This is a genomic window from Okeania sp. SIO2F4, from assembly GCF_010672385.1.
In the GTDB taxonomy this organism is placed as follows: Bacteria; Cyanobacteriota; Cyanobacteriia; order Cyanobacteriales; family Microcoleaceae; genus Trichodesmium.
This window is the reverse complement of record NZ_JAAHGT010000135.1, coordinates 7,557-15,172: the sequence shown is the minus strand read 5'-3', so window position 1 is coordinate 15,172 and position 7,616 is coordinate 7,557. Positions and strand designations below refer to the sequence as shown.

8 protein-coding genes are annotated in these 7,616 nt (G+C 34.3%); 4 read left to right on the top strand and 4 right to left on the bottom strand.

Annotation, left to right across the window (positions count from 1 at the left end; genetic code table 11):
• The first annotated feature begins 611 nt into the window (after positions 1–611).
• Positions 612–1,706, top strand: a complete 1,095-nt coding sequence (locus F6K22_RS11265; RefSeq protein WP_293097157.1) for a glycosyltransferase family protein — start codon at positions 612–614, stop codon at positions 1,704–1,706.
• Positions 1,707–2,195: 489 nt separating this feature from the next.
• Here F6K22_RS11265 and F6K22_RS41935 read toward each other — a convergent pair whose 3' ends face one another.
• The 3 genes from F6K22_RS41935 to F6K22_RS41925 are packed head-to-tail and all read right to left on the bottom strand — an operon-like array spanning position 2,196 to position 2,711.
• Positions 2,196–2,381 carry a zinc ribbon domain-containing protein gene (locus F6K22_RS41935; RefSeq protein WP_363273328.1) on the bottom strand — a complete coding sequence of 62 codons (186 nt, stop codon included), beginning with the start codon at positions 2,379–2,381 and terminating at the stop codon, positions 2,196–2,198.
• A gap of 22 nt (positions 2,382–2,403) precedes the next feature.
• Positions 2,404–2,589 carry a zinc ribbon domain-containing protein gene (locus tag F6K22_RS41930; RefSeq protein WP_363273326.1) on the bottom strand — a complete coding sequence of 62 codons (186 nt, stop codon included), beginning with the start codon at positions 2,587–2,589 and terminating at the stop codon, positions 2,404–2,406.
• Complete coding sequence (locus F6K22_RS41925; protein ID WP_363273332.1) at positions 2,529–2,711, bottom strand: transposase; 183 nt, start codon at positions 2,709–2,711, stop codon at positions 2,529–2,531. The genes F6K22_RS41930 and F6K22_RS41925 overlap by 61 nt, the downstream gene beginning before the upstream one ends.
• A 244-nt stretch (positions 2,712–2,955) precedes the next feature.
• Here F6K22_RS41925 and sfsA point away from each other — a divergent pair, with 244 nt between their 5' ends.
• The 3 genes from sfsA to F6K22_RS11245 all read left to right on the top strand — a co-directional run bounded on the left by sfsA (position 2,956) and on the right by F6K22_RS11245 (position 6,374).
• The gene (sfsA, locus tag F6K22_RS11255) at positions 2,956–3,687 is read left to right on the top strand and encodes a DNA/RNA nuclease SfsA (RefSeq protein WP_293097155.1); all 732 of its coding nucleotides are present in this window, start codon (positions 2,956–2,958) and stop codon (positions 3,685–3,687) included.
• A gap of 455 nt (positions 3,688–4,142) precedes the next feature.
• Positions 4,143–4,544 carry a YheC/YheD family protein gene (locus tag F6K22_RS11250; protein ID WP_363273330.1) on the top strand — a complete coding sequence of 134 codons (402 nt, stop codon included), beginning with the start codon at positions 4,143–4,145 and terminating at the stop codon, positions 4,542–4,544.
• 1,020 nt (positions 4,545–5,564) lie between these two features.
• Positions 5,565–6,374 carry a DNA/RNA non-specific endonuclease gene (locus F6K22_RS11245; RefSeq protein ID WP_293097154.1) on the top strand — a complete coding sequence of 270 codons (810 nt, stop codon included), beginning with the start codon at positions 5,565–5,567 and terminating at the stop codon, positions 6,372–6,374.
• A gap of 175 nt (positions 6,375–6,549) precedes the next feature.
• On the opposite strand, the gene F6K22_RS11240 is transcribed toward F6K22_RS11245, so the two are convergent.
• A complete protein-coding gene (locus tag F6K22_RS11240) occupies positions 6,550–6,960 on the bottom strand; it encodes a nuclease A inhibitor family protein (protein WP_293097152.1) in 411 nt (136 codons plus the stop codon).
• Positions 6,961–7,616: the final 656 nt, after the last annotated feature.

Sequence of the window (7,616 nt, the reverse complement as noted above, 5' to 3'; positions counted from 1 at the left end):
TCTTCTAGGGGAGATTGGATATGGCGTACTTCGGAGCGGCTCTGCATTCAGAGAGAAACCTCGCCATCTAAGGACTGCTTTTTCCCCTTGATTTGTACTGGAAAACGTAAAGGTATCAAAGTTAATCCTCCTAAATTCATGCATTAGAAAGTCAAAGCAAACTGCAAGAAAAGTAGGTGCTAATTACAATATTTGTCAAGATAAAATCTATCTACTAAAAGTAGGTAAGATTAAGGGAATAGCAGAAAATAAATTATCCCAATTTTTCTACTAATCGCGTTAACTGGTTACTTCCTACTCCCTTACTTTTTCAATTTCTTCCCTCCGACCTACTCCCTCCGACCTAGTCCCTTATTTTCATAGCTAATGGGATAATTTTTTATTTGGAAGTCCCTAAAATAGTTTAGTCTAGAGAATTACCTAGTGCAGGATGGCGGAAATAACTGACCAGTTACAAAATCCTAAAAGCCTTACTAACCAATACTTTTAAATGCATGACTTTTAATTTCCGCGTAGTGGCAATAGTATAATTTGACATAAATTAATGTATTTCACATCTACTGTGAAATATTATAGAAAAACTTATCCAATAGATAGTAGCGAATAAAATTATGAAATTAATGCACGATGGACTCAAAGATTTTTTGCTTCTAGAAGAATATATTGAGTCTCAAAAAATCGGATTTATTTCTTTAGAAGTTCCTCTTCCTAAATGGATTCTAAATTTCAGTCAATCTATTAAATACTCAATAGGTTTACAGGTTCGCCGTGAGTATCGCCACATTTCTATGGGTTTAAGATCCCTCAAATTTTCTGATGTTGATACTATTTTTATTTTCGAGCTTTACAATCAACATTTGTTATTTGTTATGCCTTTATTCGCTCTCATGGCATTACGAGGGAAAGAAGTTTTAATATGTTTACATGGCAATCAGCAATTTGCCATGACTAACAAAATTAAATTTTGGGGATTACTCTATCTAAAAGCTTATTTAAACCTATTTAAAAATCTCAAAGTTGCTACTTTTGAAGTAGATGATGATGTACTTCCTGAAAAATTTAGATTACCAGATACATCTAAATACATAATTCCTCATCCTATTATTAGTGAAGCTAAACCTAAATTTTTACCAGGAGAAAGATTACCCTCCAATGTGCCAATTAAAATTGGTGTTGTAGGAATGATTCGCCCAGATAAACCTATCGCTCAGGTAATTGATAAATTACAAGAATATATTAAATCTTCAGAGCATCAATGCAAACTGGTAATTGGAACACCTTTTGGTCAAAAACCAGATTATTTAGATGAACTTAATGTCACTCTTTCTGACACTACTACACAAGAAGAATATGTCCAGATTTTAACTGAAATAGATATTTTAGTAATTCATTATGAAAAAGACCGTTATTACTACCGAACAAGTGGAGTAATTAGTGATGCTGCTTCTTGTGGATGTTATATTATTGCTTCTGATTATCCTGTTATTAAACATCAAGTTAATTGGCCGGAAAAAATTGGTTCTACCTTTTCTAATTTTGATGAAATTTCTCCTCTTATAGATGAGGGTATAGTTCATATTCGAGAAAAAGGTCAGGATAATCACTGGTTGTGGCGAGAAGGAAGAAGCGCAAAAGCTATAGCTAAAATTTTATTTCCTGATAATTATAAACCAGAAAATAAGGTTGATAGCGGAGTAGGAGAGTAAGGGAGTAGGGGAATTTGAAAAAGGCACTCTTGATAACCAGATTTGCTACAAGAGACTGCTTTTCAATAATTAATAATTAATAATTAATAATTACCTCTTCTTAAAAACGGATAGGATTGGTTAAAAAGAAAAAAAATTTTCTTTTTTCTCCTTGAAAGAAGAGGCTTTAAACCTTTATTTTTCGGTAAAATAAGCATGAAAATACTTGTGAACCAACTAAATCACGACTTACGCAGGGGTACTATGATATAGAGTGCAAAAACTATAGCGCTATAGTTTTTAACACTACATACATGGTCTTTGCGTAAGTCCTATAAATCTTCAAAATAGAATAAGGCTAGGGTTAACATCCTCCCGACGCTGCTCTACGAGACAGCCCGGGATTCCCTAAGATCACTGGTAGGAGCTTTCTGCTGCCTATGCGCAGAGGAGCTGCCTCTTGCTACGGTAGCTCTCGCTAACGCTAATATAGCACCCGCCTTCCGGGATTTACTCCCGAATGGTCTTACAGTCGCTCCTAAAGACTTGCCAGCGCCGCCAAAGGGGGTCTCCCCCATGAGCAACTGGAGCTGACACTGCAAGTCCCGCAGCCAAAATATTTACCGAAGCGTTAATGTCGCGGTCATGGTGACTACCACACTCTGGGCAATCCCACTCTCTGATACTTAGAGACAATTTCTCTACTATGTGTCCACAATTAGAGCAACGCGCGCGAACTAGGAAAGTATCGGTCAATCTTGATTAATTCCCGTCCATACCATTCAGCTTTGTATTCTAACTGTCTTACCAGTTCTCCCCAGTTAGCATCACTTATTGCTCTAGCTAACTTGCGATCTCTTGGTGCGCGTTCCGCAAGCGAGCTGGCGTCGTCGCGGGGTCGCACCGCTTCTTGACCATGTTTTTTACTGCTAAATCCTCAACTACTATCGTTTGGTATCTTTTGATTAGTTGAGTGGTTAGCTTATGGGTATACTCAAGTCTTGAATCTTTAATTCGAGCGTGTATCCTGGCTACTTTCAGCCGTGCTTTTTGATAGTTATTTGACCATGAAGTTTTCCTACACAGAGACTTTAGCAGTTCACCTCAGTTTTTTGTATAGCTTGTTCAGATTTTTAGGGTTAGCAACTTTTTCTCCATCACTGGTTGTTAGTAAACTGGTGATTCCGCGCGTCAATACCTAAGAGTTTCTTAACTGGCTTCGTCTGTGTTCCCTGTTCCCTATTCCCTATTCCCTATTCCCTCATTAATTATGAATAATCAACCAAAGTTCTCTTATAAATACCCCACTCTTGAACCAGGAATTTTAATTAAACGTTATAAAAGATTTCTGGCAGATATAGAGTTAAAGTCTGGAGAAATTATTACTGCTCACTGTGCGAATACAGGTCCGATGACTGGAGTTTCTATTCCAGGAAGTAATGTGATGGTTTCTCATAGTAATAATCCTAAAAGAAAATTGGCTTATACTTGGGAATTAATTGAAGTAAGGGATAATGAACCGACTTGGGTGGGAATTAATACGGCTTTGCCAAATCGAATTATTAATTTAGCTTTGGCAGAATATTTGTTTCCTGAATTGGGAAATTATCAGGAAATTAAAAAGGAAGTTGTTTATGGGAGAGAAAGGAGAAGTCGGGTAGATTTTAAGTTAATTAGCGAGACTAAAAATATTTATCTTGAGGTGAAGAATACTACTTGGGCAGATCGACGAGTTGCTTTATTTCCAGATACGGTTACGGAGAGGGGGCAAAAACATTTACGGGAGTTAATAGAGGTAGTTGAACAAGGGGAAAGGGCGGTATGTTTATTTTTGATAAATCGTGGTGATTGTTATCAGTTTGCTCCTGGAGATATTGCCGACCCTGATTATGGTAAACTTTTAAGAGAAGCTATGATCAAAGGGGTAGAAATTTTGCCTTGTAGATTTGTAGTTACTCCTCAAGAAATTCGTTACTTAGGTATAGCAGAATTTATTAATTAAGATATTGAATGTTGGGTGAAAAAATCTCAAAAAAATATTCAACAGCTTCAAGTATAAATCTCTATTATTTTTTGATAAATAGCAGGTGACTTTAAATTAAGTTGTCACAATTGTTTGATGCTTTAGTGTTGCCTATGCCACAATAGACATCTCCAGAAAAGAGGGAGTAGGGAGTAGGGAGTAGGGAGTAGGAGGAAATAATTGACTCGATAATTGATTGGATTTTTTATTTTTGGAGATGTCTAATAGTGGCAAATAAATTTTATGTTTTAAATTTGTAATTAACTTGATTCCTTCATACAGATTAACTTCTCAGAGTGATTTAATAGATAGCAGTTGAAGTAAAGGAGATGTAGATTTTATTTTTAAGACTTTCCTGTTCCCTTTACACTGATATTTGTATATCCTGAGTACCTTGCTAACGGCTGTAGGAAAATAAATATACACTCAAAAATCTGTGTCATGGTAAACATTCAGCTATTAGTCAACAATACATTGAGATTGACAAGGAATTTAGAGCTTTATTTCTAGAAGGCGATTTACATTGTGTCTATGAGAAGAGTATTACTGAAGCAAAATTTGTTGGAAATTTAAGTAGATTACATTGGGAGGGAGGAAAAGCTAAAATTGTCTTGGATAAAAATTTTTTAGAACGAATAGGATATTTTTGTAAACCCATATTTGAAAATTGTGAATTAAGATATACAGGGCTAGATATAGCTTTCGATAAAGATGATAAACTTTGGCTGATTGAAGCTAACTCTGCACCAGGATTCAATTATTTTGTGAGAGACTGTGGCGAAGAATTAGCAATAGAATGGTATAGGAAGTCTCTCCTATCAATCTTCTGCAAATAGTCTTAGGGACTTCCAAATAAAAAATTATCCCATTAGCTATGAAAATAAGGGAGTAGGGAATAGAGATTCATTAATGGATAATGGATAATGGATAATTACAAGAAGGTTAAAACCGTACGGGAATTGAATATAAGGAAATTCAAGAGCACTTTTCTCTTTTGGGAGATTGGATATGGCTAGGTTTCCTCAGCATTCCATCCTAAGGTCATGCTCCGCTTTCCGACCGCTTTTTACCCCCTTAAAAGGGGAGGCGCATACCCACAATTTTTCAGTAAACATAAGAATAATTGGTAGTCCTAAAGATGTAAGGATGTGAGTTACTAAATACCTTCAATTGCCACAAGTTAAACGAGTAAAATCATTACTTGTTTACCACTACCGAATAATTAAGACGCTCCTAGCTAATAATTATCAAAAAGGTTTCAAATGTTTGTATTAATTACTTAATAATTGAAGTGTTGCTTAAGTATAGCAATACTTTATCATCCAACCAGATTTATATCTGCCTTAACCCAGCTAATACCATTTCTCAAAAAGAATGCTATACCCGATCGGGTGGGGAAGCGTGGGGAATTTGGGGGTAGGGACGTTGCATACAACGTCCGTACAACATAAGAATAATAAACATTAACTGGGCTGTTTTTAGCAAAAAAGTGATTTACCTTGTGTTAATTACTTAATAACTGAAGTGCGACCTAAGTATAGCAATGCTTTTGGGAATTGGTATAATAAACTAGGTTTCTAGTTTGATAATTTTGATAAAAATATCAATTATTGTTAACAAACCCGGTTTCCCACTGTTTGAAGATTTATTTTTATAGATCTTTTCTAAAATGACTACTTCTGTGAGAATTGAGGTGTTTCTTAAAAGTATAGAATATAGCAGTTATTATATTCATACATATTCATTTTTTTTCTTCTCTGTTCTCTGTTTCCCGTTCCCTGCTCCCTAAAAGTATCCAATATCTCACAACTTAAATCATATTGCTATAGTAAAACCAACATAACAAAGAAGAACAAATGCTAAGATTATCCCGGAAAATCTCTCTAGGAATCACAATACTTTTACTTACACTTACCAGTGGATGTTCTCTACTTCTCAAACCATCTCCCAAAGTTCATATCACTTTAGGAAACCCAAGTAATGCCACAACTTCTATCGAAAATTCAGATAATTTTTTAATGGAAAAACCCCAATATGTATTGTCATATAACCGAAATAAAGGAACAGCAAATTGGGTGAGTTGGCAACTCAATAAATCTTGGTTAGGAAATGTAGAAAGACAGGATGATTTTCGCCCAGATGAGAGTTTGCCTGAAGACTGGTATCAGGTCAGACCAAATGATTATAGAAATAGTGGTTATGATCGAGGACATTTAATTCCTTCAGCAGACCGGACTGCTAATGAAAATGATAATTCAGCCACATTTTTAATGACAAATATAATTCCCCAGAGTCCAGATAATAATCGGGAAACTTGGCGAGAGTTAGAACAATATTCTCGCGAACTTGTACGACAAGGAAATGAACTTTATATTGTTGCTGGAGGATATAGAAAAAAATCAACTCTTGCCAGTGGAAAACTAACTATTCCTAGTCGGACATGGAAAATTATCGTAGTTTTAAAACCAGGTAGTGGCGTGAGAGAAGTTAATAAAAATACTAGAGTTATTGCAGTGGATATGCCTAATTCTAATCGGATTAGAAGTGATTGGAAAGCTTACCGAGTTTCTGTAGATAAAATTGAAAGTGCTACTGGTTATGATTTTCTTTCAAAAGTTCCTCAAGAAATTCAAGATGCGATTGAAAGTCGAGTTGATAATCAGTAGAAAAGAGGGAATAGGGAATAGGGAACAGTTGGAAAAACATTTTTCTAGTCTAAGATTAATCATTTATCAATTATCCATTAATGTATATATCTATCGACTTATCTACTTTTCTTATTCCTTCTACCTTCTTCCTTCTTAAAAAAATCCTGAAATGAACTGTATTGATTTATAATATTTAAGTCTCAATAGAAACTGTAGCTACACCAGCATAATCTCCAGAATTAGTCTTACCAATTATATAAACATAAATTTCAATTTCACCCACTTTATAGACTTTTAAATTACTTAAATATTGTTTCATTAGCCTGACAATTTCCTGATATCTTTTCACTCGATCAGCTTCTTCTGAATTATGCCAATCTTTACGAGTAACTACACCTTGAAAAAAAGTATCAAATTCTATAACTTTAATTGGAGTATCCAAAGAATGTTTAGTAATTTTCAAAACCACTTCATTATCTAGTAAAATTTTCTCACCAAATTGCCAAGTCAAAGCTTCCAAGGGATAATCAGATTCACTCATCCATAGCAAACCTTTTGCGGTTTCATGTAGTAACTCAAAAATTTCTAAATTAGTTATAGTCATCTTGCATTAATTTTAAATTAATCAACAAATTTCTTGATAATTTTGGCATTCTCTGGGTTGAATATTGCCAAGAAAATCTTTAATATTACTAGCATAACTTGAGTCTTTATTTTTGAGACGAGATGAAAAATTAAAAGTATGAAAGTATGAAAATTGAATTGCTAAACAGAATGAGTTAATTAGGTAGCCTAACTTTCAACTCCACTGTTTACTCATGCAATTAATTTAATTATTGAGGTGGAATATTTAACCTATGTTTACCATCACAAAGTTCGACAATTTCTAAATTCGCTAGACTCATCTTGTATTAATTTCAAATTAATCAACAAATTTCTTGATAATTTTGGCATTCTCTGGGTTGAATATTGCCAAGAAAATCTTTAATATTACTGGCATAACTTGAGTCTTTATTTTTGAGACGAGATGAAAAATTAAAAGTATGAAAGTATGAAAATTGAATTGCTAAACAGAATGAGTTAATTAGGTAGCCTAACTTTCAACTCCACTGTTTACTCATGCAATTAATTTAATTATTGAGGTGGAATATTTAACCTATGTTTACCATCACAAAGTTCGACAATTTCTAAATTCGCTAGACTCATCTTGTATTAATTTCAAATTAATCAACAAATTTCTTGATAATTTTGGCATTCTCT

Coding starts and splice junctions, on each gene's coding strand:
- F6K22_RS11265 (WP_293097157.1), top strand. CDS start 612: ATGAAATTAATGCACGATGGACTCAAAGATTTTTTGCTTCTAGAAGAA.
- sfsA (WP_293097155.1), top strand. CDS start 2,956: ATGAATAATCAACCAAAGTTCTCTTATAAATACCCCACTCTTGAACCA.
- F6K22_RS11245 (WP_293097154.1), top strand. CDS start 5,565: ATGCTAAGATTATCCCGGAAAATCTCTCTAGGAATCACAATACTTTTA.
- F6K22_RS11240 (WP_293097152.1), bottom strand. CDS start 6,960: ATGACTATAACTAATTTAGAAATTTTTGAGTTACTACATGAAACCGCA.